The following is a 24,612-nucleotide window of genomic DNA, read 5'->3' as shown; positions in this document are numbered from 1 at the left end:
CGGCGCATCCGGGCCCACGCGGGGCACAAAGGTGAGGGCCCCTCGAAGTATGAGTTCGAGGGGCCCTCGGTGCGTAGGTCCTGTCCACCGAGGTGGACCGGTCCTGCGCGGTGTGAGTTCTGGCCGGCCGCCGAAGCGACCTGCCGTCCCTCACGGGTGCGAGTTCGCGCTGCCACCGAGGTGGCTGCGGTCCCTCGCGATGTAAGTGGTCCGGCCACCGAGGTGGTCGATCCGCTCACGGTGCGGGTCGTGCCTCGCCGAAGCGGTGCACGTCCCACGAGTTGGTGCAGATTCTGGGCCGACGAGCGGCAAAGTCCCTGCTCCGGTCGACCGCTCACGTCCGGCAAGCCGGAGCATGACCACTGCGACGGTGGCGTCCCGGGCGCTCCGGCAAGCCGGCGCGTTCGGGTCGTTGCGATCTGGTCAGCGGGTCCGGAGTTCCTCCGTGGCGTCGCCCACGGACCCAGCACCCGAAGGTCCTGGGACCTCGTCCGGGAGACCCGGTCGAGGCGGTCCACCGTTATCCGGTTGACCTGCTCTTCGGCCTGGCTGCCGGTCCGGGTTTCCCCTTCGCGGCTTCCCTGCTGAAGTGCGTGTGAGATTTCTAATGCCCAGATCCGTTGTGCGGCAATAGGTTTCGCCAACCTTTTTTCGTCCACCGTTTTCCCACATCGTTGTCCACACGAAATGGCGCACAAGCCGCAGGTTGTGCACACCCCTGTGCACAACATTGGTGGACAACGACGCTTGACCGGTGTCCCGCGGGGACGAGGGGGGCCGGGCGGGTACGCTGACCCCCATGTCGTCGTCACTGTCCAACGTCTTCGCCGCCGCCGAGGAGAACGCCCGCGAGCTGCCGATGAGCCCGTACGCCTTCGGTGCGCTCGCGATGGTCTGCTTCCTCGTCCTGCTCGGGGTCCTGTGGGCCTTCCGCGGCGTGGCGCAGAAGCAGGCCGGCGTCCACCTGTCGCACGACGACGAGGGCTCCACGGGCGGTTCGCACTGACCATGCGCCTCGGGGTGATGGGTGGGACGTTCGACCCCATCCACCATGGCCACCTCGTGGCCGCGTCGGAGGTGCAGACCCGGTTCGGCCTCGACGAGGTCGTCTTCGTGCCCACGGGCCAGCCGTGGCAGAAGTCCGACAAGGAGGTCAGCCCGGCCGAGCACCGCTACCTCATGACGGTCATCGCGACCGCCTCGAACCCGCGGTTCACGGTCAGCCGGGTCGACATCGACCGGCCGGGCCCGACCTACACGATCGACACCCTGCGCGACCTGCGCCAAGAGCGCCCGGACGCGGAGCTGTTCTTCATCACCGGCGCCGACGCGCTGGCGCAGATCCTGTCGTGGAAGGACGCCGACGAGCTGTTCGAGCTCGCGCACTTCGTCGGAGTGACCCGGCCGGGGTACGAGTTGTCGGAGTCGGGACTGCCCGCCGACCGCGTCACGCTCCAGGAGGTGCCGGCCATGGCGATCAGCTCCACCGACTGCCGCGCCCGCGTGGAGCGTTCCGAGCCCGTCTGGTACCTCGTGCCCGACGGCGTCGTCCAGTACATCAACAAGTACCGCCTGTATGCCGGTGACCCGCGACCCGCGGGCACGGCGCGAACGTAGGAGACCAGTGCCCGCCACCGAACGTGCCCTCGAGCTCGCGACCATCGCGGCCAAGGCCGCTGACGACAAGCTCGCCACCACCATCGTCGGGATCGACGTCAGCGAACAGCTGGCACTGACCGACGTCTTCGTCATCGTGTCCGCCGCCAGCGAGCGCCAAGTCGCCTCCGTCGTCGACGAGGTCGAGGACAAGCTGCGCGAGGCCGGCGCCAAGCCGATCCGCCGTGAGGGGGAGCGCGACGGACGTTGGGTGCTGCTCGACTTCGGCGACATCGTCGTGCACGTGCAGCACGACGAGGAGCGCGAGTTCTACGAGCTCGAGCGGCTCTGGAAGGACTGCCCCGAGATCGAGCTGGGCGTGCCGAAGCGGCGGGAGGCGTGAGCGGCGAGTCCGACGTCGCCGTCCAGTCGGCGCCTGCCGCGCGCCCGTCCGGGCCGCGGGTGGTGATCGTCCGCCACGGTGAGACCGAGCACAACGCCGGTGGCGTCTGGCAGGGCCAGCTGGACACCCCGCTTTCGGAGCGCGGGCTGGAGCAGGCGCGGGCCGCGGGTGTCGCGCTCGCGGCATACCGTCCCTCGCGGGTCATCGCCTCGGACCTGGCGCGCGCGGCCGTGACGGCGCGGGAGATCGCGGCCGCGGCCGGCGTGGACGACGTCGAGCTGGACGAGCGGTGGCGCGAGATCCACGTCGGCCAGTGGCAGGGCCTGAACACCACCCAGGTGCGTGAGAGGTATGCCGCGGAGCTCGCCCAGATGGACGAGGAGGACATCGCGCGGGGCGTCGACGGTGAGACGTTGAAGGCTGTCGGGGTGCGCGCGGGTGAGGCGTTGCGCGAGGTGCTCGACAGCATCGGCGAGGACGAGTGCGTGGTGATCGTGGCGCACGGGGTGTCGTCGCGGGCGGCGCTGGCCGAGCTGTTCGGGCTGGACCCGTTGGCGGCGACGAAGACGCTCGCGACGATGGGCAACTGCCACTGGGCCGAGCTCGTCCGTGGTCGTCTCGGCTGGCAGATCGGGGCGTGGAACGCCCACGCCTGACCGCGATTTGGTGGGGCGGGCGGGGCGTGGGTAAACTTCCGCAGTCCCCACCGGGACACCCGATACGGGGCTGTGGCGCAGTTGGTAGCGCACTTCCATGGCATGGAAGGGGTCAGGGGTTCGAATCCCCTCAGCTCCACCACACGAAAGAACACCCGACACGCTTCTGTGTCGGGTGTTCTTTCGTGTGGTGGCGCAGAAGTGCGCGATGACGCACCCTTTGGCCCCCAAACCTAGGACGGGCGGAGGGCTCCGACGGAGTAGGTGTCGCGGACGGAGGAGTCCCACGTCCACGGCTGGTCGCGCGTCTCCTCGGTGCGACCCGTGACGCGCAGGAACTCCTGCCACGGGTCGTCAGTCGCCCGCGACCAGGGGAAGAGCCGCGCCAGCACCCGCTCACAGATGTCGTCGTCGATGCGGAACTCGATTCCCTGTGCCATCAACACGTCCCACGCGTGGGCGGCGGCCTCGACGATGCCCATCGCGGCGAACCCGGAGGCGTCCCCGTTGCCGCGCGGGTGGAAGCCGAGGTGGCCTCGGGGAGCGGTGGCAGTGACGGCCACGAGCAACCCACCAGTCGCATCGACGCCGCGGACGATCCCGGCCGTGCCGAGGTCCGGGTCGGGCCAGAAGTTCTGCGGCGGGCTGCCCGGACGCCACGGCGGCGGTTCGAGAAACGGGGCGTAGGTGTCGGTGTGCTGCACCCGGCTCGCGAGGTTGAGCGCGTAGAACGCGAAGTCGTCCATGAGGTGCGCCGCCGTGTCACGACAGTCCCAGTCGAGGCGGTATGCCGCGTGGTCCCACGCGTTGTCCGGCACCTGGGCGAACCCGGCCATGACGGCGTCGACGACGCGGCGCAGGTCCTCCGGGGTCGAGATGGGCAGGCTTTCGGGGGTGGCCGCGGGGTCCGGTGAGCTCATGGGCGCGAGACTACGAGTCGTCACGGGTCCTGCCCACCGGGTTTCCGCGTCGGACCCAGAAATGTCAGAGATCGCGAAATATACCCATGGGGGGTATGGTTGGCCGCATCATGAGCGAACACAACCACCACCGGACCCACGGCGCACCACAGGCCACTCTCTGGAGCCAGGCCGTCAGCGCCACGCTCCACTGCCTCCTCGGGTGCTCCATCGGCGAGGTGCTCGGCTTGGCCATCGGCACGGCGCTCGGCTGGCACAACCTCGCCACCGTCGTCCTGTCGATCGCGCTGGCGTTCGTCTTCGGCTACAGCCTGGCCATGCGCCCGGTGATGCGCGCGGGCCTGACCTTCGCGGCGGCGCTGCCGGTGGCGTTCGCGTCCGACACCGTCTCGATCGCCGTCATGGAGCTCGTCGACAACGCCCTCATGCTGGTCATCCCGGGCGCGATGGACGCCGGTCTGTCGTCGGGCATCTTCTGGGGTTCGCTGGTGGTCGCGCTGGCCGTCGCGTTCGTCGTCACGGTGCCGGTGAACCGCTGGCTCATCGCGCGTGGCAAGGGTCACGCGGTGATGCACCAGTACCACCACTGACCCTCTGGCACGCTGAGCCGCGTGACGACGCTCGCGTGGCTCAGCGTGGCCCTGGCCGCACCTCTCGACTGGTGGGCGGCCGCCGTGGGCGCCAAGCGCACCGAGACCGTCCTCAAGCCCCTGGTCCTCGCAGCCCTGCTCGTCGCGGCCTGGTCGATGGGCGGCGGCTGGGCCCTGCTCGCGGCGCTGGCGCTGAGCCTCGTCGGCGACATCGCGCTCCTCTCTGAGGCCGAGCCGCGCTTCGTCGTCGGGCTGGGCGCGTTCCTGCTCGCCCACCTCGCCTACGTGGTCGCCTTCGTCGGTGCGGGTATGCCGGCCGGCTGGCTCACGCTCGCCGGTGCCGCGCTCGTCGCGGTTGCCGCCGCGACCGCCGGTCGGCGCATCGTTCCCGCCGCCGCACGCGAAGGTGGGCCGGGGCTGGGAGGTGCGTGCGCGGCATACATGGCGGTCATCGGGGTCATGGTCGTCGCGGCCTGGGCGACGGGACGACCATTGGTGGCGCTGGGAGCGACCGTCTTCATGGTGAGCGACACGGTGCTGGCCTGGAACCGGTTCGTGCGGCCGCTGCGGTTCGGCACCCTCGCCGTGATGGTGACCTACCACGTCGGACAGGTGCTGATCGTGCTCGGGCTGCTGCGCTAACCTGTTCTCGTGGCACGGTCCCTGCTCCTTACCTAGCCGCGGACGACGAACCGAACGGACGTCGACGCGGCCAGCCCCTCCTGCGCGAGGGGCTTCGTTGTGAGTGGACGCAGTTGGCGCAGCGACAGCCCGACCTGACGAGACGACGAGGACGACATGAGCGAGACGCCGTACCGGTACACCGCCGAGCTGGCCGACACGATCGAGACCACCTGGCAGGACCGGTGGGAGGAGCAGGGCACGTTCCACGCGCCCAACCCCGCCGGCCCGTGGGCCGAGCCGGAGAAGGTCGGCGACCGCGAGAAGCTGCTGGTCCTCGACATGTTCCCCTACCCGTCCGGGGCGGGGCTGCACATCGGCCACCCGCTGGGCTACATCGCGACCGACGTGTTCGCGCGCTACCACCGGATGACCGGCAAGAACGTCCTGCACTGCCTGGGCTACGACGCGTTCGGGCTGCCGGCGGAGCAGTATGCCGTGCAGACCGGCCAGCACCCGCGCAAGACGACCGAGGAGAACATCGTCGTCATGAAGCGCCAGCTGCGGCGGCTGGGGCTGGCGCACGACGACCGGCGCTCGATCGAGACCATCGACCCCAAGTACTACAAGTGGACCCAGTGGATCTTCGAGCAGATCTGGGACGCGTGGTACGACGTCGACGCGGTGCGCGAGGACGGCGGTCGGGGCAAGGCGCGGCCGATCAGCGAGCTGGTCGCGCAGTTCGAGGCGGGGGAGCGGCCGACGCCGAACGGCCGTGCGTGGGCTTCGCTGTCGCCGGCCGAGCAGGCCGAGGTGCTCGACGGGTACCGGCTGGCCTACACCTCGCAGGCGCCGGTCAACTGGGCGCCCGGACTCGGGACGGTGCTGTCCAACGAGGAGGTCACCAGCGACGGGCGGTCCGAGCGTGGCAACTTCCCGGTCTTCAAGACCAACCTGCGCCAGTGGATGATGCGCATCACCGCGTACGCCGACCGGCTGGCCGACGACCTCGACCGCGTGGACTGGCCCGAGAAGGTCAAGCTCATGCAGCGCAACTGGATCGGACGCAGCCAGGGCGCGCGGGTGCGGTTCCCCGTTGTGGGACAGGACGCGTCGATCGAGGTCTTCACGACCCGGCCCGACACACTGTTCGGCGCCACCTTCATGGTCGTCGCGCCCGAGCACCCGCTGCTGGAATCCATTGTCTCCCAAGGGGACTGGCCCGCTGATGTCAATCCTGCGTGGACGGGAGGCGCGGCGACCCCGAAGGAGGCCGTCGCGGCATACCAGCTGGCGGCCTCGCGCAAGAGCGACGTGGAGCGACAGACCGAGGGCAAGGACAAGACCGGTGTGTTCACCGGTGCCTACGCCACCAACCCCGTCAACGGCGAGCGGATCCCGGTGTTCGTCGCCGACTACGTGCTCATGGGCTACGGCACCGGCGCCATCATGGCGGTGCCGGCGCAGGACACCCGCGACTGGGAGTATGCCGAGAAGTTCGGGCTGCCGATCGTGCGCACCGTCCAGCCGAGCGAGGGCCACGACGAGACCACGGCGTTCACCGGTGACGGGCCGGCCATCAACTCCGCCAACGACGAGGTCTCGCTCGACGGCATGGGGGTGAACGAGGCCAAGGCCGCGATCATCGACTGGCTGGTCGCCAAGGGGCACGGCGAGGCGACGGTCAACTACAAGCTGCGCGACTGGCTGTTCAGCCGGCAGCGCTACTGGGGCGAGCCGTTCCCGATCGTCTTCGACGAGGACGGTGTCGCCCACAAGGTGCCCGAGGCGATGCTGCCGGTCGAGCTGCCCGATGTGCCCGATTACTCGCCCAAGACGTTCGACCCGGACGACTCGTCGTCGAGCCCCGAGGCGCCGTTGTCGCGCGCGACCGACTGGGTCGAGGTCGAACTGGACCTGGGCGACGGGAGGGGCCTGCGCAAGTTCCGGCGTGAGACCAACACCATGCCCAACTGGGCCGGATCCTGTTGGTACTACTTGCGATACCTCGATCCGGAGAACGACGAGGCGTTCGTCGCGCCCGGTAACGAGGCCTACTGGATGGGCAAGCACGCGACGCCCGTGGAGGGCGCACCGGCCGATGTCACCGACCCCGGTGGCGTCGACCTCTACATCGGTGGTGTCGAGCATGCCGTGCTGCACCTGCTCTACGCGCGGTTCTGGCACAAGGTGCTGTTCGACCTGGGCCACCTGACGAGCGAGGAGCCGTTCCGCAAGTACTTCTCGCAGGGCTACATCCAGGCCTATGCCTACCGCGACGACCGCGGCCAGCCCGTGCCGGCGGCCGAGGTGGTCGAGGTGTCCGAGGCCGACGGTGGCGACCCGCAGAACCCGTCGTTCACGTGGAACGACCAGCCCGTCACGCGCGAGTTCGGCAAGATCGGCAAGTCGCTCAAGAACGTCGTCAGCCCGGACGAGATGTACGAGGCGTACGGCGCCGACACGCTGCGGGTCTACGAGATGTCGATGGGGCCGCTCGAGCTGTCCAAGCCGTGGGAGACGCGGGCGGTCGTCGGAGCCCAGCGGTTCCTGCAACGCCTGTGGCGCAACGTGATCGACGAGGAGACTGGCGAGCTGCGGGTCGTCGACGAGCCGCTCGACGACGAGACCAAGCGCATCATGCACCGGACCATCGACGCGGTCACCCGCGACTACGCGAGCCTCGGCTTCAACACGGCGATCGCGCGCCTCATCGAGCTCAACAACGCCCTGACCAAGCTCGACGCGGTGCCGCGCGAGGCCGCCGAGACCATCGTGCAGATGGTGTCGCCGGTCGCGCCGCACATCGCCGAGGAGCTGTGGCGCCGGCTGGGTCACGACGAGACCATCACCTACGTGCCGTTCCCCGTGGCCGACCCCGAGCTGCTCGTCGAGGACACGGTCACCTGCGTCGTGCAGATCAAGGGCAAGGTGCGCGACCGCATCGAGGTGCCGGCCGACATCACCGAGGACGCGCTGCGCGAGCAGGTGCTGGCGCTGCCCAAGGTCGTCGCCGCCACCGAGAACGGCATCCGCACCGTCATCGTGCGGGCTCCCAAGCTGGTCAACGTGGTCCCCGCCTGACGCGCGCATTGTCGAGTGATGCACTGCCCAGCCCGGTAGCGTGCGCAAGGTGAGCGTCGCCCTTGTCACGGACTCCACGGCATACCTGCCTGCCTCCGTGGTGGACGCGCACGGCATCCAGGTCGTGCCGCTGCACGTCATCATCGGGGGCACGGAGTTCAGCGAGGGCGTCGACGTGACCACCGGTGAAGTGGCGGAGGCGCTGCGCAAGTTCAAGCCGGTCTCGACCTCGCGTCCCTCACCGCAGGCCTTCCTCGACGCCTACGAGAAGGCGGCAGCCGAGGGAGCGGATTCCATTGTCTCCGTGCACATCTCGGCCGACATGTCATCGACCGTCGAGTCGGCCCACCTGGCCGCGCAGCAGTCACCCGTGCCCGTGAAGGTCGTCGACTCGCGGTCGCTCGGCATGGCGATGGGGTATGCCGTCGTGTCGGCAGCCCAGGCCGCAGCCGGTGGTGCGGCACTCGAGGAGGTGGCCGAGGTGGCACGCCGGCGAGCGGAGGACTCGACGGTCGTGTTCTACGTCGACACCCTCGAGCACCTGCGCCGCGGCGGACGCATCGGGTCGGCGTCGGCCTTCCTCGGTTCGGCTCTTGCGATCAAGCCGATTCTTGGGCTCGACGACGGCCACATCCGTCCGCTGGAGAAGGTGCGCACGTCCTCGCGGGCGATCGCGCGCCTGGAGGAGCTGGCCGTCGACGCGGCCGGCAGGGCCACTGGTGGGGCCGACATCGCCGTCCACCACCTCGACTCCGCGAGCCGGGCCGAGGACCTCGTGGCCCGGCTGCGCGAACGGGTCCCTGACGCCGGTGAAGTGACGCTCGTGGAGCTGGGAGCCGTTGTCGGCGCACACGTCGGGCCGGGCACCCTGGCCGTCGCGGTGTCGCCGCGCGTGATGCCGTCGGAGTCGCCGGCGTCATGACGGTCGTGGCCGGGGTGCAGTGGTCGGTGGGCGGCCTCGTCCAGGGGGCGGTCGCGGCGGTGGCCGCGTTCCTCCTCGGCGCGGTGAACCCCGCGACGATCCTCGCCCGCATCCTCGGCAAGGACCTCGCACACTCTGGTTCGGGAAACCCCGGTGCCACCAACGCCGGGCGCGTCCTCGGCGCCAAGTGGGGCGTGGTCGTCGGCGTCCTGGATGTCCTCAAGGGCTACCTGCCGGTCGTGCTCGCCGCGCACTTCCTCGGGCCGATCGTGGCGCTCGTCGTCGGGCTCGCGGTGGTGCTGGGGCACATCTGGTCGCCATTCCTGCTCGGGCGCGGGGGCAAGGGTGTGGCGACGTCGCTGGGGGCGATCCTCGCGGTGGCACCGTGGTTCGGGCTGGCGATGGTGGTGGTCTTCGGGCTGCTGGTCTGGCGGATGCGGTGGGTCGCGGGCGCCTCGGTGGCGGCGAGCCTCGTGCTGCTTGCCGCTGGCGTGTGGAGTGCGGTGGCATCGGACGGTTTCGCCGACCGGGCGGCCGGGGTGTGGTGCGTGGTGGTCGCGCTTGTCGTCGTATACCGGCACCGCCGCAACATCGAGCTGTGGGTCGCCGCGCGACGGGACTCGTCCACAGGCTGACGTTCGCCGCCCGCGTTTCCACAGGCGGGCGTGACGGCGCTGTCGGGTGACGGGCTCGCTTCCTAGCGTGCCGGTATGCCGTTTCGTCGCCGCCCGCCCGAACCGTCGCCCCGTCTGCGTGCCCTGTTGGAGCGGGGTGCGCAGGGCTCGAGCGATGTGGGCGAGTCGGCGTCGGTGCAGGCGGCCTCGCGGGTACGGGATGGCGGCACGGCTGCTGCGGCAGTTGACGGTGCTGACGGGCCGGTGTTCTGGCAGCCCGAGCGGTCGTGGCTGGCCTCGCCGCCGGGGGCGTCGGCGTCGCCGGGCCCGGCCGTGGAGGCTGGCACCACGCGCGCATCCTCAGCGAAGCGTCCACGACGCGGGGTGGACCACGACGGGGCGGGCGAGAGCCCGCCGCGTGTCGCGGACCAGCGCTCGGGACGGCATCGGCGGCCGATGCCGCCGTCGCCCGCGTGGGTCGTGGTGCCGGCGTCCCTGCGCGGCGGGCGGCTCACCGGGCCGAGGGCAGCGGTGGTCGGCCTGGTCGTGGTGCTGCTCGTCGCGGCGGCGGTGTTCGGGGTGCGGGTTGCGATGGCGCGTGCCTCCAGCACGCCAGAGCCGGTCGCGCCGGCGAAGTCCGGAGCCACGCTGTTGCGTGGATCCACGTTCACCTCCTCAACCACAGGAAGTGCCGGGGGTGGGGGGCCGCCGACCGTTGCGTCGGGGTCGGTGACGGTCCACGTCGTCGGGCAGGTGGCGGGGCCAGGGGTCGTGCGCCTCCCTGCGGGATCGCGCGTGACGGATGCCATCGCCAAGGCCGGTGGTGCGCGCAAGGGGGCAGACCTGTCCGCGATCAACCTCGCGCGGCCGCTGGTCGACGGCGAGCAGCTGCGCGTGCCCAAGCAAGGCGAGGTGGTGGCGAGCGCCGACGGGTCGGGTGCAAGTGGCCCCGGCTCAGGCGGGATCGGTGGTGCCGGAGCGGGAGCTGGGGCAGCGCCCGCGACCCCCGGAGCGGCGGGCGCGGCCGGAGGACTGGTCAACCTCAACACGGCCACAGCGGCCCAGCTCGAGGAGCTGCCCGGTGTCGGGCCCGTCCTGGCCCAACGCATCATCGACTGGCGCACCGAGCACGGCCGGTTCACCACCGTCGACGAGCTCGGCGAGGTGAGTGGAATCGGGGAGAAGATCTTCGCGCAGCTGCAGCCCAAGGTGACGGTGTGACCGGCTCAGCGTCGGAGGTTGGGGGCCCCGACGTGGCACGGGTCGCACCCTCCGGCCCCCAAGTCCTGGTCAGACCGGGGCTGGACCTCCGGCTGCTCTGCCCGGCCCTGGCCGCCTGGGTCGGCGTCGCCTCGGCACTGGGCGCTGGGCTCCGGACGGTGCTCGTCCTGGCCGGGTGCACAGCGGTGGGCGGTCTGGCCGTGGCGCGTGTGTTCCGCCAACGCTGGCAGGTCAGCGGCTGGGTGGCTCCGACGTCGCTGGGACTGCTGGCTTCGGCCGTGGCCCTGGCTGCGCTTGCCGGTCACGTCGCGGTGCGTGACACCGGTCCGCTCGACGAGCTCGCGCAGGCGCGGGCCATCGTGGTGCTGCGGGGCACCGTCGCCACCGACCCCCAGGTGCGCGCCACCTCCGGGGTGGCCGGCGCCACGGTCTTCTTCCGGTTCTCCGTGCGCGAGGTCGAGGCCCGGGGAGCCCGCACGCGGGTGAGCGCGCCGGTGCTGGTGATGGCAGGCGAGGAATGGCGCGACCTGCGGTGGCGCCAGCAGGTGGAGCTGAGGGGTCGGCTCGTCAGCGCCGACGCGGGGGACGACGTCGTGGCACTGGTCCGTCCGATCGGGTCACCGCAGACCACCGCGCAACCCGGCGTCGTGGCGCGAGCTGCCGAGCACCTGCGCTCGGGCCTGCGTCGGGCCGCATCGCCACTGCCGTCCGACGCACGTGGGCTGCTGCCTGCGCTGGTCATCGGCGACACCAGCCGGACCCCGCAGGACCTCACCGACGCCATGCTCGTCACGGGCATGACCCACCTCAGCGCGGTGTCGGGCTCGAACGTCGCGGTGGTCCTGGCCTTCGCGCTGGGTGGCGCGTCGTTGATCGGGTTGCCGCGTCGGTGGCGCCCCGTCCTCGCGCTCGCGGTGCTCGCCGGTTTCGTCGTGCTTGCCAGACCCGAACCCAGCGTCGTGCGAGCCGCGACGATGGGGGCGATAGGGCTGATCGGTCTGAGTCGTTCGCGACGGGCAGCTGGGTTGCCGGTGCTGTCGGCGGCCGTGATCGTGTTGCTGGTCGTCGACCCTTGGCTGAGCCGGTCCTTCGGGTTCGCGTTGTCGACGTTGGCGACGCTGGGACTGCTGTTGTTCACCCGCAGCTGGGGCGACGCGATCGGCCGTCGACTGCCGTCTCGACTGCGACGGTTCGGTCCGGTGATCGCGATTCCCATTGCGGCACAGGCCATGTGCGGCCCTGTGGTGGTCTTGCTGCAGGGCTCGGTCTCGGTGATCGGCGTGGTGGCGAACCTCCTCGCCGCGCCACTCGTGGCTCCGGCGACGGTCACGGGGGTGGCGGCCGCGGTGGTGGCTCCCGTGTGGCCTTTCGGCGCGACCCTGCTCTGCTGGGTCGGAGCCCTGCCCACGATGGGCATCGCCTGGGTGGCTCGGACCTGCGCCGTCGTGCCGGGCGGCACCCTGCCATGGCCGGACGGCGCGCTCGGGGCGGTGCTGCTGGCGGCGGGCACCGTCGCCGCGGTGCTCACCGGACGCCGGTGGGCACACCTCGTGCGGTGGCACCCGATCGCCGCGGTGGCTGTGGTTGTCCTGGTCCTTGCGGCAGCGGCTCCGACATCGGCTGCGACGTGGCCACCGCCCGGGTGGCGGTTCGTCGCCTGTGATGTGGGACAAGGGGATTCGCTGGTGCTGCGCACTGCTCCGGGTCACGCGGTCGTCGTCGACGCCGGCCCGGACCCGGCACTGGTCAACGCCTGCCTGCGTCGGCTGGACGTGCGCGTGGTCGACACGCTCGTCCTCACCCACTTCCACGCGGACCACGTCGACGGGCTGCCCGGCGTCCTCAACGGCCGCGACGTGCGGGAAGTGATGACCACCCCGGTCGCCGACCCGCCGTACCAGGTACAGGAGGTGCAACGCTGGACGCGCGCACGCGGCATACCGCTCCTGACGATCGCGGCGGGTGACCGACTCAGCTGGCCTGGCGTGCAAGCCGACGTGTGGTGGCCGGCACGGCGGCTGTCGAGCGGGTCCGTGCCCAACAACGCCAGCGTCGTCCTCGCGGTGCGCTCCGGACCCGTCGACCTGCTGTTGTTCGGAGACGTGGAGAAGGAGGCCGCGCACGCCATCCTGCTGGAGATGAGGCGGGATCCCGAAATGGCGTCACGCGCAAGGGATTTCGATGTGGTGAAGGTGGCTCACCACGGTTCGGGCAACCTCGATCCGGACCTGTTGGCTGAGGTGGCGGCACCGCTGGCGGTCATCAGCGTGGGCAAGGACAACGACTACGGTCACCCGTCACCGAAAGCGCTGCAGGTGTTGGGCCGCAACGGGTATGCCGTGCTGCGCACCGACCAGCGCGGCGACATCGCCGTCGTCGCGACCGGTGAGGAGGTGGGTGCGACGTGGCGGCGGAAGTGACGGTCAGTTGCTGGCAAGGACGCGCGGCTTGGCCTTGGCCGCCTCGACGAGCGCGTCGATGGTGGCCTGGACCGCGGGCACCCGCTGCAGGTCCGTGGTGGTGACGACGCTGATGGTGCGGCGGGACGCGGGCTTGATCGGCCGGGTGACGACGTCGTGGTGATGCGCGGTGCGCAGGATGAGGTCGGGGATGAGCGCGACTCCCAGCCCCTCGGCGACGAGACCGAGCACGGCCACGTAGTCCTCGGTCTCGAACCCGACGTTGGGGGAGAAGCCTGCCTCCGAGCAGAGCTGGAGCAGGTGGCCGCGACAGCGGGGGCAGCCGGCGATCCAGTTGTCGTCGGAGAGGGTGGACAGGTCGACGACGTCCTGCTCGGCGAGCGGGTGGTCGTGGGGGAGGGCGAGCCTTACCTCGTCGTCGAGCAGCTTGTGCTGCACGAAGAGGTCCATGTCCTCCTCGCCGCGGCCGACGTCGGTGCCCTCGTAGGCGAAGGCGACGGCGAGGTCGCACTCGCCGGCCTTGAGCGCGGCGAGTGACTCGGGCGGCTCGGCCTCGGTGAAGGTGACCTGCACGTCGGGGAAGCGCTCCTTCACCAGGGCCAGCGCGCGCGGCACGAGGGTGGCCGAGCTGGACGGGAAGGCCATCAGCCGGACCCGCCCGGCGCGCAGCCCGGCGATGGCGGCGACCTCTTCCTCGGCGGCGTCGAGCGCGGACAGGACGGCGACGGCGTGGCGGGCCAGGACCTGGCCGGCCTCGGTGAGGCGGACGTTGCGCCCGACCCGTTCGACGAGCACGGTGCCCGTGCGCTGCTCGAGCCGGCGCACCATCTGGGAGATGGCGGGCTGGGAGTAGCCGAGGGCCAGGGCGGCGCCGGTGAAGCTGCCCTCGTCGGCGATCGCCTTCATCACGCGGAGACCTGCTGCGTCGATCATGCACTCAGGATAACTGACCGTTATCGAGATTGGCGATTCGCCAACGGAGGGTGATGGATCGGTATGCCGGGTGGGTGAGTGGGTGCCTCGGGCGCCCTGTGGATGACGGGTGGACCAAATGCAGGCAATCCGTAATATTCGGTGGCAACGCGGGACCGCCGCAGGGTCGGTCCTCGAGGAGGGGCAGCTGATGAGGACGTGGACCAAGCGACCACTGGCGGTGGGGGCGGTCGTGGCGGCTGTCGTGGGCCTGACGGCCTGCAACGGCGATGGCGCCGACCCACCAACCACGACGACCTCGGGCAGCTCGACGTCGTCAGCGACCAGTAGCACGACCACGACGACGAGCCCGTCGACCACGACTGCCCCGACGATCGACCCCGCCAGCCTGCCGCCCGAGGCCACCCAAAAGACCGAAGCCGGCGCCCAAGCCTTTGCGAAGTTCTACTGGGAGCAGGTAGGTGACTCGCTGGCCTCCGGTGACGTCAGGCTCCTCGAGTCTCTCGCTTCCCCTGCGTGCGAAGAATGCACGGCAGTGCCGCGGGCGATCAAGAAGCGCGCGACTCGCGGTGAACACACCGACAGGTCCCCGATCCAAGTAGCCCTGGTTGCTGTGCGAGAAGGCGGCGCCGACCGAGTCGTGGTCAACGTTGCCGGCAAGGAACTCGCGGTCCGGTATGTCAACGAGGCCGACGAAGTTGTTGAGACTACGAAGCCGGGAGTCTTCACATGGGCGACATCGGTGGCTTGGGACAAGACCACCTGGCGAGTTGTCGGATTCGAGGCAGCCTGATGCGTGTTCTGCGTGTCTTCCTTGGTGCGGCCTTGGCGGCAAGCTCGTTGGTCCTCGTCAGTGAAACAGCGCACGCCGCCTGCGGACAAGGAACCGTTACGGCAATCATCAAGGATGATGCGGCGGGTGCAGGCGCATGCAAGGCCGATCCTCCGCCGAGGGCCAATGACAAAGGTTCCGATTCGGCAGAGCCCGTGAAGTTGGATCCCAACGAGTACCGCGTGGTGCTCGCGTGTGCGCCGACCCGCATTTCGGACAAGGCGGGTGGGGAGGCAACGAACTGCTCGTATGGACAGACGGCGTGCCGGTACCGCTACCCGACCTCGGATCCTCGGTCGCAGGAAAATCTGCTGAGGCTCGAGTCGCGTCCCAAGGGCCAGCCCAATGGCGGCTGGACGCTGGTCCGGGAGATGTGCGGCCCCGACCAGGTGCCGCCGGGCGTCCCCGTCCCGCAGGTGCCGACGCTGGCTCAGATCCAGACCGCGTTCAAGCGGCTGCCGTTCTCCAAGCCGACCGTGTCCATCCAGCCCGTGGGCAACGTGACCCTCGTCAACCTGCCGACCTACTACCGCGCCACCTGGCCGGGCGACGCCGGTCTCGAGCCGGGGGAGACCAGCAAGCCGGTCAAGCTGCTGTCGTGGAACGTCGAGTTCCGGATCATGGCGCAGTCGTACGACTTCCACTACGGCGACGGGCAGAGCAGCGGCCCCACCAGTGATGCCGGCGGCGTCTACCCGGACGGCGGGATCCGTCACACCTACCAGGCCACCAGCAAGGGCGCCCAGGTCACGGTCGACGCCAAGCTCACAGCCCAGTACCGGGCCAACGGCGGCGACTGGCAGGACATCGACGCCGTCGCCGACCTCCAGGACGAACCGGTCACCACGCTCGTCGTCAAGGAAGCCCGCGCCCGCCTCGTCACCCACTGAGGCGGCCGCGGCTCTTCGGGCCACGCAGGCCTGGTGCGGGCAGCCGGATCGAGCCTCAGTGGCCCGAGGTTGGTGGCGCCCCGACACTTCGGGCCACACAGGGCTGGCGCCGGGCCCCGGGTCGAGCCTGAGTGGCCCGAAGTCGCTGACCTGCGCCCGCCGGGCGGTTGTCCGCGCCCTCTGCTTTCATCGTCAGCGATGAAGACCGACGACAGCGCGACAGCGATCGGCGCCCAGACCGAGGGCCTCGACGCCGAGCCCGGCACCCGCCGCCAGGGCATCGCCCTGTGCCTGTCCGGTGGCGGCTACCGCGCAGCGCTGTTCCACCTCGGCGCCCTGCGCCGGCTCAACGAGCTCGGCATCCTGGCGCAGCTGACCACGATCAGCGCGGTGTCCGGCGGTTCCATCGTCGCGAACCTCATGGCCGACCCGCGCCTGGACTTCCCCGACGGTGGCGGCGTGGTCGGTGGCTTCGACGAGCACGTCGCCAGACCCCTCGGCACCCTCACCGCCCGCAACATCCGCACCCCCGCGCTGCTCGCGAAGCTCAAGCCGTGGCACTGGCTCTCACGCGACGCCGCCGTCCGAGCTCTTGCCGGCGAGTTCGCAGACGCGATCGAGTGGTGGGGAAAACCGTTGCGGGACAACAGCGTTGCCGGACCGGCTGTCATCACCGGCGCGACCGAGATCGGCTACGGCGTCAACTGGGTCTTCGAGGACCCCACAGCGCACCGGCCCCACGGCCGCATCGGCGACTACCGGGTGGGGTATGCCGCGCCGCCGGCTTCGCTGCGCATGGCCGACATCGTGGCCGCGTCCTGCGCGCTGCCACCGTGGTTCGCACCCATGGTGCTCGACGGAGTCCAGATCGGCCTCAAGGGCGGCCACCGGGGACTCGAGTCCGACGAGGAGCGCCACCAGATCCTGCGCACGATCCGGCTCACCGACGGCGGCATCTACGACAACCTCGCGCTCGAGCCCGTCTGGAAGTCGCACCGCACCGTCCTCGCGAGCGACGGCGGTGGAGTCTTCCGCGCGCGTACCGAGCGCACGCTCGTCGGTCGTCTGTTGCGCATCCTCGGCATCGCGACCGGTGGCGGCCAGTCGGTGCGGTCCCGCTGGCTCCACGCCGGTTACGCCCAGGGCCGTCTCACGGGCACGACCTGGGCACTCGATGCGCTCGTCGAGGGTCACTACCCCCGCGAGACCACCGAGCGCATCAACGCGATCCGCACCGACCTCGACTCGTTCACCACGGGTGAGCAGCACGTCCTCGAACGCCACGGCTACCTCGTCGCCGATGCCGCCATCCGCGCCCACGTCCCCGAGCTGGTCACCATCGACGCACCGCTCGCCCCGCCCCACCCGGACGTGGCCGACGCGGCAGTCGCCGACCGCATCCTCGAGGACTCCGCCAAGCGGTACCTGCTGGGTCGCCGCTGACCGCCACGTACCCTTGAGCCGTGGTGGCTGTCGACAACCGGTATGCCGCGTCGGCGTCCGTCCGTGCCGTCGACGCGGTCGCCGACGTGCTCGCGGCGGGCAACGTTCTCGTCCTCAGCGGTGCCGGCATCTCCACCGAGTCCGGCATCCCCGACTACCGCGGCCCCGACGGTGAACGTCGCGTCACCCCCATGCAGTACTCCGAGTTCACCGGCTCGAGCGAGGCGCGGCAGCGCTACTGGGCGCGCAGCTACGTCGGGTGGCAGCGGTTCAACCTCGCCGGGCCCAACGCCGGCCACCGGGCCGTCACCCGGCTCCAGCGGGCCGGCCTCGTCGGCAGCGTCATCACGCAGAACGTCGACGGCCTCCACCAGGCGTCAGGCACGACCAACGTCACCGAGCTCCACGGCTCGCTCGCCAAGGTCGTCTGCCTGACCTGCGGCGACCGCACCAGCCGGTGGGACCTCGACGACCGCATGCGCGACGCCAACCCCGACTTCACCGTCACCTCCGACGAGATCCGCCCCGACGGTGACATCGCCCTCAACGCCCTCGAGGTCGAGTCCTTCCGCGTCCCCCTGTGCCTCGTCTGCAACCGCGACACCCTCAAGCCCGAGGTCGTGTTCTTCGGTGAGTCCGTGCCAAAACCGTTGGTGGAGAACTGTTTTCAGCAGACCGAGCAGGCCAGCGCACTCCTCGTCCTCGGCTCCAGCCTCAAGGTCATGAGCGGCTACCGGTTCGTGCGCAGGGCGCACGCACGCGGCATACCGGTCGTCATCATCACCCGCGGACCCACCCGCGGTGACGCCGAAGCCACGCTCCAGCTCGACGCCTCGCTCGGCACCACCCTCACCGAGCTCGCCGACGTCCTCGGGGCCTGACCACGCCTAACCTCGTGGCCGCCGGGCCACGAGGACGACGTCGATCGCGTCACCCTCAGGGGTCGGTCGCAGGAACTCCTCGCACCGCTCGATGTCGAGTCCCTGCGCCGCATCGCGCAGTCCCTCGACCGAGTGCAGCAGCGTCGGATCAGACGGCCCCCCAACGCCTTCGGTGAGGTTGCGCAGCCCGTGACCGACCACGACCAACGCGCCTCCGGGCGCCAACCAGCCCGGCGTCCGCGCCAGCACGTTCTCCGGCAGGTGCAGGTACGACACCAGCACCAGGTCGTAGGCCGACACCGACGCCGGCTGCCACGACCGCGCGTCGGCCACCACCCAGTCGACCGACAGCCCGCGCGACACCGCCTCCTTCTCGCCCTTGGCCAACCCGACGGCCGAGAAGTCGACGGCAGTCACCCGCCACCCCTTGCCGGCGAGCCAGACCGCGTGCCGGCCCTCGCCGGCCCCGAGGTCGAGTGCGCGACCGGGCGGCCAGTCGCCGACGATCCTCTCGACCTCGGCGTTGGGCTCGGCGCTCCAGACGTGGTCGTGCGCGGCATACCGCTCGTCCCACCGGGCCTGCCGGTCGTCGCCATGGCCGGGACCCCCAGCCGAGTCGCTGCCGCGGTGGTCGTGCCCATGACCGGGTTCGCTGCTCATCGTCCTAGCATCCCCGATGTGAGCACCGACGCGCCCGCCATCGACATCCGCGACGCCACGCAGACCGACCTCCCCGCGATGGCCGCCATCTACGACGAGCAGGTGCGCACCTCGGTGGCGACGTTCGACACCGAGCCGCGCGGTGCGGCATACCTCGGCTCGAAGCTCGCCGACCGCGCACCCGGACGTCACCTCCTGGTCGCCGTCGACGGTGACCGGGTCGTTGGTTATGCCGGGTCCGGCCCCTTCCGGGAGCGGCCGGCGTATGCCGGCACGACCGAGGTGTCGGTCTACGTCGCCGACGGCGCCCGCGGGCGCGGCGTCGCGCGGCACCTGTATGCCGCGTTGCTGGCTCGGCTCGACGCGGAGTCTTCGGTGCACACCCAGCTTGCCGTGATCGCCCTGCCGAACACCGCGAGCGAACGGCTGCACGAGGCGTTCGGGTTCGAGCGGGTCGGGGTGCTGCGCGAGGTGGGCCACAAGCTCGGGCGCTGGGTCGACACGGCCTGGTGGCAGAGATTGCCTCACGAGTAGGTCTGGCACGCGGTGCGTGTCCTTGGCACCCTCGAACTGCCGGGGGATCGGCGCGGGATGTGGAGGCAGGAATGGGTGCGACAGGCGCAGGGCCGTTCTCGAACGACGACGCCCTGGACTTCCTCGACTCACTCGAGGAGCTCGACGACGGAGCCCGGCACGCACGGCTCGCCAGCACCATGACCCAGGTGGTCGAGTCGAGCGAGTACATCGAGGCACCGGCGATGTCGGAGGCGGTCGCAGCCGCCGTCCTCGTGGCCGTGTGCGACGACCCGGAGTGCGCGGTGGGGGAGCGCAACGTCCCGCGGTGGACCGACGACGAGCCCGTCGAGGTCGACGAGGACCTGGAGGAGCTCGCCACGCGGACGCTGCGCCGCGCGCTGCGCTCGGACGACAACGAGCTGTGGGAGCTGTGGTCCGAGTCCGACGGCGCCCGCAAGTACGAGGCCAAGCTCACGCACTACCTCGACGCGCTCAGCGCCGAGTAGCCGCCCGGCCTCCACGCAGTCGTGTGGGTGAGCGTGCGCCCTGGCGCACGCTCACCCACACGAATGGAAAAGGTGGGGTCAGACGCGGCGCAGGACCGCGGTGACCTTGCCGAGGATCGTGGCGTGGTCGCCGTCGATCGGCTCGAAGTCGGGGTTGTGCGGCAGCAGCCACACCTTGCCGTTCTTGCGCTTGAACGTCTTCACGGTGGCCTCGTTGTCGAGCATGGCCGCGACGATGTCGCCGTTGTCGGCCGTCGGCTGCTGCCGGACCACGACCCAGTCGCCATCGCAGATCGCGGCCTCGACCATCGAGTCCCCGACGACCTTGAGCAGGAACAGCGAGCCCTCGCCGACCAGCGACTTGGGCAGCGGGAAGACCTCCTCGACGGACTCCTCGGCCATGATCGGCACACCGGCGGCGATCCGGCCGAGCACCGGGACGTAGGAGGCCTCGGGGCGGGCGTCGCCCATGCCGGTCTCGTCGAACTCGGCGGTCTCGTCGTGCGCGCTCGCGCCACCGCGGTACCCGGGTGCGTCCGGGTCGTCGGGGGAGACGACCTCGATCGCGCGGGGCCGGTTGGGGTCGCGGCGCAGGTAGCCCTTGCGCTCGAGCGTCGACAGCTGGTGGGCGACCGAGCTGGGGGAGGTGAGGCCGACCGCCTCGCCGATCTCGCGCAGGCTCGGCGGGTACCCGCGGCGGTCCACCGAGTTGCGGATCACCTCGAGGACCTTGGACTGGCGCAGGGTCAGGCCGTCGCCGCGGTCGCGCAGCGGAAGCTCGGTGACGTTGTCCTCGTCCTCGCTCATGACTCCTCGTTTCTGCAGGTCAGCCTCGTGGTGGAAGCGGTGTCAGGCGGCGCTCCAGAGGCGTTGTCGGTGCCCTCTGATGTGCTTCCTGGTGTGAACACAGCGTACGGCTTTCGAACACCGGTGCCAAACATGTGTTCGACGCGTGTCTTGATTGGTTCGAACACGCGTGCTACAACTGTGGCAGATCGGTTGTCGGACACCTGTTCGACGGCCCTGACGATGGAGGACGAGATGAGTGCAGCAGTTGCGTGGGACGTCGCCCCGCTCCAGGCAGGTATGCCGGGTCGCCCGGCCCGTGCGCACCTCACCTCCGTGCCCTGCGGCGACGCAGTGGTGGAGCCGCGCCGCAGCGTCCGGCTGACGCGGGCCGGCCGGCTCGCGATCACCCTGACGGTGCTGGCCGCAGCGGTCGCGCTGGCGGTGGCCCTGTTCACCGGCGGCGCGTCGGCGACGACCATCGACCACTCGACGACGGTGCAGCCGGGACAGACCCTGTCCGAGGTTGCGGCGAGCCAGCTGCCGGGTGTCCCGGTGGCCGACGCGGTCGCGCAGATCCAGCTGGCCAACGACCTGGCAAGCGACCAGGTTCACGCCGGCCAGACCCTGCTGATCCCGGCCGTCCGCTGATCCGGCGCACGGGCGTCCCGGCCGCGCCACGCGGCATACCCCCGGTCGGCTAGCGCGATGGCGAACGCTGACTAGTGTTGAGCCATGGCGCGTCTGAGTCCTTTGGAGTGGCCGGTCCTTCGGCAGTTGCGCTCCGGCGACAGCTTGGGCCGTGGCCCGGCCGTCACGTCCCCGACGACCCGAGCGGTCCGGCCGCGGAACGCGACCGCCGACCGGGTCGTGCAGAGCATCTGTCCCTACTGCGCCGTCGGGTGCGGCCAGCTCGTCTACGTCAAGGACGAGAAGGTCATTGACATCGAGGGCGACCCGAACTCGCCGATCTCGCGAGGACGCCTGTGCCCCAAGGGATCTGCGAGCGAGCAGCTCGTCAACGCGCCGGGTCGCCAGAAGCAGGTGCTCTACCGCGCCCCCAAGGCCAAGGACTGGCAGCACCTCGACCTCGACACCGCGATCGACATGATCGCCGACCGGTTCATCGAGTCCCGCCGCAACGGCTGGCAGGAGCTCGACGACCAGGGCCGCAAGCTGCGCCGCACGATGGGCATCGCCTCGCTCGGGGGAGCCACCCTCGACAACGAGGAGAACTACCTCATCAAGAAGCTGTTCACGGCGGCCGGCGCAATCCAGATCGAGAACCAGGCGCGTATTTGACACTCCGCCACCGTTCCCAGTTTGGGAGCATCGTTCGGTCGCGGTGGTGCGACGCAGTCGTTGCAGGACATGGCCAATGCCGACTGCATCGTGCTGCAGGGCGGCAACATGGCCGAGGCGCACCCCGTCGGTTTCCAGTGGGTGTCGGAGGCCAAGGCGCGTGGCGCCCGGGTGATCCATGTCGACCCGCGCTTCACCCGCACCGGTGCCATCGCGGACCGGCACATCGCCATCCGCGCCGGTTCTGACGTCGTCCTGCTGGGCGCGCTCATCAACCACGTGCTGAGCAACGACCTGTGGTTCAAGGAGTACGTCCTCGCCTACACCAACGCGGCGACGCTGGTGAGTGAGGACTTCCGCGACACCGAGGAGCTCGGCGGCCTGTTCTCCGGCTTCGACCCGGCGACGGGGCAGTACGACCTGCAGTCGTGGGCCTACGCCGAGGCCGGTGGCGACGGTGGAGTCGGCTCGCCGAGCGGTCAGGCCGGTGAGCACGGGTCGAGCAAGTCCGACCGGGCTGCCGGTGACGAGCACGGCAGCGGCGGTCCCTCGCTCGAGCACGCCGAGGTGCTGCGCGACGAGACGCTGCAGGACCCGCGCACGGTGTTCCAGGTGCTCAAGCGGCACTACGCCCGCTACACCCCGCAGATGGTGCAGGAGCTGTGTGGCATCAGCGAGGACGACTTCACCTACCTCGCCGACTCGATCACGCAGAACTCCGGCCGCGACCGGACCACGGTCTTCGGCTACGCCACGGGGTGGACCCAGCACACGCTCGGCGCGCAGTTCATCCGCTCGGCCGCGATCCTGCAGCTGTTGCTGGGCAACGTCGGTCGTCCCGGCAGCGGCATCATGGCGCTGCGCGGGCACGCGAGCATCCAGGGCTCGACCGACATCCCGACGCTGTTCAACCTGCTGCCCGGGTACCTGCCGATGCCCAAGGTCGGGGTCCACGACTCGTTCGAGGACTACCTCGAGGGCATCGCCTCCAAGCGGCAGAAGGGTTACTGGACCCATGCCGACGCCTACACGATCAGCCTGCTGAAGGCCTGGTGGGGCGAGCACGCGACCGCCGACAACGACTGGTGCTTCGACTACCTGCCGCGCCTGTCCGGTCCGCACGGCACCTACCAGACGACCGTGGGCATGCTGGCCGACGAGGTCGAGGGCTACTTCGTCCTTGGCCAGAACCCCGCCGTCGGTTCGGCCAACGGCCGGCAGCAGCGGCTCGCCATGTCCCACCTCAAGTGGCTGGTCGTGCGCGACCTCAGCCTCATCGAGTCAGCGACCTGGTGGAAGGAAGGGCCGGAGATCGACTCCGGCGAGCTGCGCACGGAGGACATCGACACCGAGGTGTTCTTCATGCCGGCGGCGACCCACGTCGAGAAGGCCGGGTCGTTCACCCAGACCCAGCGGCTGCTCCAGTGGCGGCACAAGGCGCTGGCGCCTCCCGGTGAGGCCCAGAGCGAGCTCGACTTCTTCTTCAAGCTGGGCCAGCGCATCCGGGCCAAGCTTGCCGACTCCACGGACGAGCGGGACCGCCCACTGCTCGAGCTGACGTGGGACTACCCCGTCGACGGGCACGGCGACCCCGATCCCGAGGCGGTGCTGGCCGAGATCAACGGCCGGTTCGTCAGTGGCCCCGACGCCGGGAAACCGTTGTCGTTCTACGGCCAGATGGCCACCGACGGCTCGACCGCGGGTGGCTGCTGGATCTACACCGGGGTGTATGCCGACGGCGTCAACCAGGCGGCGCGGCGCGTCCCCGGCGGTGGGCCGAGCCCGAGCCAGCACGAGTGGGGCTGGGCGTGGCCGGCTGACCGGCGCATCCTGTACAACCGCGCCTCGGCCGACCCCGACGGCAAGCCGTGGAGCGAGCGCAAGAAGTACATCTGGTGGGACGAGGACCAGGGCAAGTGGGTCGGCGACGACGTGCCCGACTTCCCCGAGGACCGAGCGCCCGGCGCCCGGCCCGACCCGAACATCGGTGGTCCGGAGGCGCTCGCCGGCGACGACCCGTTCATCATGCAGGCCGACGGCAAGGGCTGGCTCTACGCACCCAAGGGCCTGGTCGACGGGCCGCTCCCGACGCACTACGAGCCGTGGGAGTCGCCGGTCGCCAACAGCCTCTACCCGCAGCAGCAGAGCCCGACCAGGGTGGTCTTCGCGCGCGAGGACAACCTGGGCGCGCCGAGCGCTGGCACCCGCGGTGACGAGGTCTACCCTTACGTCTTCACGACGTACCGGCTGACCGAGCACCACACGGCCGGTGGCATGAGCCGGTGGCTGCCGTACCTGTCGGAGCTGCAGCCGGAGATGTTCTGCGAGATCTCGCCGGCCCTGGCCGCCGAGCGCGGGCTCGAGAACAACGGCTGGGCGACGATCATCTCGCCCCGCGCGGCGATCGAGGCGAAGGTGCTGGTGACCGACCGGGTCAAGACCCTCACCATCAACGGGCGCGCCGTGCACCAGGTCGGGCTGCCCTACCACTGGGGCGTCGGTACCCATGCCGTCGTCAGCGGTGACGCAGCCAACGACCTCGTCGGCGTGGCCCTGGACCCGAACACCCAGATCCAGGAGTCCAAGGCCGGGTCGTGCGACATCGTCGCGGGTCGCCGGCCGCGCGGGCAGGCGTTGCTCGACCTCGTCGCCGACTACCAGCGGCGGGCGGGCGCGACCGTGGACACCGACAACGTGCCGCGGGTGACCGACCCTGAGGCCGAGACCGTGACGCCGCGCCCCGACGGCGAGGTCTCGGGAGAGGACGGGTTCTCGCGATGGTGACCACGCGGCATACCGTCGACCGAAGCGAAGAC

General features: G+C 70.4%; 23 protein-coding genes and 1 tRNA gene. 20 read left to right on the top strand and 4 right to left on the bottom strand.

What is annotated here, in order from left to right; all coding sequences use genetic code 11:
• Positions 1-799: 799 nt before the first annotated feature.
• The 5 genes from HJG52_RS05405 (at position 800) to HJG52_RS05385 (ending at position 2,797) form a co-directional block, all read left to right on the top strand.
• Positions 800-1,006: a hypothetical protein gene (locus tag HJG52_RS05405; protein WP_171242463.1), complete on the top strand. Its 207-nt coding sequence runs from the start codon at positions 800-802 to the stop codon at positions 1,004-1,006.
• Between the two features lie 2 nt (positions 1,007-1,008).
• Positions 1,009-1,617, top strand: a complete 609-nt coding sequence (gene nadD / locus HJG52_RS05400) for a nicotinate-nucleotide adenylyltransferase (protein WP_171242462.1) — start codon at positions 1,009-1,011, stop codon at positions 1,615-1,617.
• 7 nt (positions 1,618-1,624) lie between these two features.
• Entirely contained in the window at positions 1,625-1,999 is a 375-nt protein-coding gene (gene rsfS / locus HJG52_RS05395; protein ID WP_171242461.1) for a ribosome silencing factor, read from the top strand.
• On the top strand, positions 1,996-2,655 hold the full coding sequence (locus tag HJG52_RS05390) for a histidine phosphatase family protein (RefSeq protein WP_171242460.1): 660 nt from the start codon (positions 1,996-1,998) through the stop codon (positions 2,653-2,655). Before rsfS ends, HJG52_RS05390 begins: the two co-directional genes overlap by 4 nt.
• Before the next feature lie 66 nt (positions 2,656-2,721).
• Positions 2,722-2,797: transfer RNA gene (locus HJG52_RS05385), tRNA-Ala, on the top strand.
• Positions 2,798-2,888: 91 nt separating this feature from the next.
• Here HJG52_RS05385 and HJG52_RS05380 read toward each other — a convergent pair.
• The gene (locus HJG52_RS05380; protein WP_171242459.1) at positions 2,889-3,575 is read right to left on the bottom strand and encodes a hypothetical protein; all 687 of its coding nucleotides are present in this window, start codon (positions 3,573-3,575) and stop codon (positions 2,889-2,891) included.
• A 110-nt stretch (positions 3,576-3,685) separates the two neighbouring features.
• On the opposite strand from HJG52_RS05380, the gene HJG52_RS05375 reads away from it, so the two are divergent.
• The 7 genes from HJG52_RS05375 (at position 3,686) to HJG52_RS05345 (ending at position 13,047) form a co-directional block, all read left to right on the top strand.
• Entirely contained in the window at positions 3,686-4,165 is a 480-nt protein-coding gene (locus HJG52_RS05375; RefSeq protein WP_171242458.1) for a DUF4396 domain-containing protein, read from the top strand.
• 21 nt (positions 4,166-4,186) lie between these two features.
• Positions 4,187-4,807, top strand: coding sequence for a lysoplasmalogenase family protein (locus HJG52_RS05370; RefSeq protein WP_171242457.1), 621 nt, complete (start codon positions 4,187-4,189; stop codon positions 4,805-4,807).
• 156 nt (positions 4,808-4,963) lie between these two features.
• Positions 4,964-7,870, top strand: a complete 2,907-nt coding sequence (leuS, locus tag HJG52_RS05365; protein ID WP_171242456.1) for a leucine--tRNA ligase — start codon at positions 4,964-4,966, stop codon at positions 7,868-7,870.
• Between the two features lie 49 nt (positions 7,871-7,919).
• The gene (locus HJG52_RS05360; protein ID WP_171242455.1) at positions 7,920-8,792 is read left to right on the top strand and encodes a DegV family protein; all 873 of its coding nucleotides are present in this window, start codon (positions 7,920-7,922) and stop codon (positions 8,790-8,792) included.
• Positions 8,789-9,427 carry a glycerol-3-phosphate acyltransferase gene (locus HJG52_RS05355; protein WP_171242454.1) on the top strand — a complete coding sequence of 213 codons (639 nt, stop codon included), beginning with the start codon at positions 8,789-8,791 and terminating at the stop codon, positions 9,425-9,427. The genes HJG52_RS05360 and HJG52_RS05355 overlap by 4 nt, the downstream gene beginning before the upstream one ends.
• A gap of 75 nt (positions 9,428-9,502) precedes the next feature.
• On the top strand, positions 9,503-10,627 hold the full coding sequence (locus tag HJG52_RS20620; RefSeq protein ID WP_240977175.1) for a ComEA family DNA-binding protein: 1,125 nt from the start codon (positions 9,503-9,505) through the stop codon (positions 10,625-10,627).
• 32 nt (positions 10,628-10,659) lie between these two features.
• Positions 10,660-13,047 carry a ComEC/Rec2 family competence protein gene (locus tag HJG52_RS05345; protein ID WP_346767578.1) on the top strand — a complete coding sequence of 796 codons (2,388 nt, stop codon included), beginning with the start codon at positions 10,660-10,662 and terminating at the stop codon, positions 13,045-13,047.
• Between the two features lie 3 nt (positions 13,048-13,050).
• Here the strand turns inward: HJG52_RS05345 and HJG52_RS05340 are convergent, their stop codons facing one another.
• A complete protein-coding gene (locus HJG52_RS05340; protein WP_171242452.1) occupies positions 13,051-13,980 on the bottom strand; it encodes a LysR family transcriptional regulator in 930 nt (309 codons plus the stop codon).
• A 190-nt stretch (positions 13,981-14,170) separates the two neighbouring features.
• On the opposite strand from HJG52_RS05340, the gene HJG52_RS05335 reads away from it, so the two are divergent.
• The 4 genes from HJG52_RS05335 to HJG52_RS05320 all read left to right on the top strand — a co-directional run bounded on the left by HJG52_RS05335 (position 14,171) and on the right by HJG52_RS05320 (position 18,026).
• Positions 14,171-14,773: a DUF6318 family protein gene (locus HJG52_RS05335; protein ID WP_171242451.1), complete on the top strand. Its 603-nt coding sequence runs from the start codon at positions 14,171-14,173 to the stop codon at positions 14,771-14,773.
• A 194-nt stretch (positions 14,774-14,967) separates the two neighbouring features.
• A complete protein-coding gene (locus HJG52_RS05330; RefSeq protein ID WP_346767577.1) occupies positions 14,968-15,702 on the top strand; it encodes a hypothetical protein in 735 nt (244 codons plus the stop codon).
• A 198-nt stretch (positions 15,703-15,900) separates the two neighbouring features.
• Positions 15,901-17,145, top strand: coding sequence for a patatin-like phospholipase family protein (locus tag HJG52_RS05325; RefSeq protein WP_171242450.1), 1,245 nt, complete (start codon positions 15,901-15,903; stop codon positions 17,143-17,145).
• 20 nt (positions 17,146-17,165) lie between these two features.
• Positions 17,166-18,026 (top strand): NAD-dependent protein deacetylase, encoded by an 861-nt coding sequence (locus tag HJG52_RS05320; protein WP_171242449.1) that lies wholly within the window; start codon positions 17,166-17,168, stop codon positions 18,024-18,026.
• A 6-nt stretch (positions 18,027-18,032) separates the two neighbouring features.
• Here HJG52_RS05320 and HJG52_RS05315 read toward each other — a convergent pair whose 3' ends face one another.
• Positions 18,033-18,686, bottom strand: a complete 654-nt coding sequence (locus HJG52_RS05315) for a class I SAM-dependent methyltransferase (RefSeq protein WP_171242448.1) — start codon at positions 18,684-18,686, stop codon at positions 18,033-18,035.
• Between the two features lie 18 nt (positions 18,687-18,704).
• Here HJG52_RS05315 and HJG52_RS05310 point away from each other — a divergent pair, with 18 nt between their 5' ends.
• Together HJG52_RS05310 and HJG52_RS05305 are read left to right on the top strand one after the other, a co-directional pair.
• On the top strand, positions 18,705-19,220 hold the full coding sequence (locus HJG52_RS05310; RefSeq protein WP_206069920.1) for a GNAT family N-acetyltransferase: 516 nt from the start codon (positions 18,705-18,707) through the stop codon (positions 19,218-19,220).
• Positions 19,221-19,291: 71 nt separating this feature from the next.
• Complete coding sequence (locus HJG52_RS05305; protein ID WP_171242446.1) at positions 19,292-19,708, top strand: DUF4259 domain-containing protein; 417 nt, start codon at positions 19,292-19,294, stop codon at positions 19,706-19,708.
• Positions 19,709-19,786: 78 nt separating this feature from the next.
• Here the strand turns inward: HJG52_RS05305 and lexA are convergent, their stop codons facing one another.
• The gene (gene lexA, locus HJG52_RS05300; protein WP_171242445.1) at positions 19,787-20,515 is read right to left on the bottom strand and encodes a transcriptional repressor LexA; all 729 of its coding nucleotides are present in this window, start codon (positions 20,513-20,515) and stop codon (positions 19,787-19,789) included.
• Between the two features lie 234 nt (positions 20,516-20,749).
• On the opposite strand from lexA, the gene HJG52_RS05295 reads away from it, so the two are divergent.
• Positions 20,750-21,145: a LysM peptidoglycan-binding domain-containing protein gene (locus HJG52_RS05295; protein WP_171242444.1), complete on the top strand. Its 396-nt coding sequence runs from the start codon at positions 20,750-20,752 to the stop codon at positions 21,143-21,145.
• A gap of 84 nt (positions 21,146-21,229) precedes the next feature.
• Positions 21,230-24,580, top strand: coding sequence for a formate dehydrogenase (gene fdh / locus HJG52_RS05290; protein ID WP_171242443.1), 3,351 nt, complete (start codon positions 21,230-21,232; stop codon positions 24,578-24,580).
• The last annotated feature ends 32 nt before the right edge of the window (positions 24,581-24,612 follow it).

The organism is Knoellia koreensis (genome assembly GCF_013041615.1).
Taxonomy (GTDB): Bacteria; Actinomycetota; Actinomycetes; order Actinomycetales; family Dermatophilaceae; genus Pedococcus; species Pedococcus koreensis.
This window is presented reverse-complemented; position numbering and strand designations above follow the sequence as displayed.